At 55.9% G+C, this 1,031-nt stretch carries 1 rRNA gene; it reads left to right on the top strand.

Going from position 1 to position 1,031, the window contains the following annotated elements:
* Positions 1 to 1,029: ribosomal RNA gene (locus tag ACZ6Z8_RS39205) — 23S ribosomal RNA — on the top strand; the annotation flags it as partial.
* Between the last annotated feature and the right edge of the window lie 2 nt (positions 1,030 to 1,031).

Consider the following 1,031-nt stretch of genomic DNA (forward strand, 5'->3'; position numbering starts at 1 on the left):
GGGCGAAGCTGAGAACTTAAGCGCCAGTAAACGGCGGTGGTAACTATAACCATCCTAAGGTAGCGAAATTCCTTGTCGGGTAAGTTCCGACCTGCACGAATGGCGTAACGACTTCTCGACTGTCTCAACCATAGGCCCGGTGAAATTGCATTACGAGTAAAGATGCTCGTTTCGCGCAGCAGGACGGAAAGACCCCGGGACCTTTACTATAGCTTGATATTGGTGTTCGGTTCGGCTTGTGTAGGATAGGTGGGAGACTTTGAAGCAGCAACGCCAGTTGTTGTGGAGTCGCCGTTGAAATACCACTCTGGTCGTGCTGGATGTCTAACCTGGGTCCGTGATCCGGATCAGGGACAGTGTCTGGTGGGTAGTTTAACTGGGGCGGTTGCCTCCTAAAGGGTAACGGAGGCGCCCAAAGGTTCCCTCAGCCTGGTTGGCAATCAGGTGTTGAGTGTAAGTGCACAAGGGAGCTTGACTGTGAGACTGACGGGTCGAGCAGGTACGAAAGTAGGGACTAGTGATCCGGCGGTGGCTTGTGGAAGCGCCGTCGCTCAACGGATAAAAGGTACCCCGGGGATAACAGGCTGATCTTCCCCAAGAGTCCATATCGACGGGATGGTTTGGCACCTCGATGTCGGCTCGTCGCATCCTGGGGCTGGAGTAGGTCCCAAGGGTTGGGCTGTTCGCCCATTAAAGCGGTACGCGAGCTGGGTTTAGAACGTCGTGAGACAGTTCGGTCCCTATCCGCTGTGCGCGTAGGAGTGTTGAGAAGGGCTGTCCCTAGTACGAGAGGACCGGGACGGACGAACCTCTGGTGTGCCAGTTGTTCTGCCAAGGGCATGGCTGGTTGGCTACGTTCGGGAGGGATAACCGCTGAAAGCATCTAAGCGGGAAGCCTGCTTCGAGATGAGCACTCCCACCTCCTTGAGAGGGTAAGGCTCCCAGTAGACGACTGGGTTGATAGGCCGGATATGGAAGCCCTGTGAGGGGTGGAGTTGACCGGTACTAATAGGCCGAGGGCTTGTCCTCAG

Source organism: Kitasatospora sp. NPDC101108 (genome assembly GCF_055584725.1).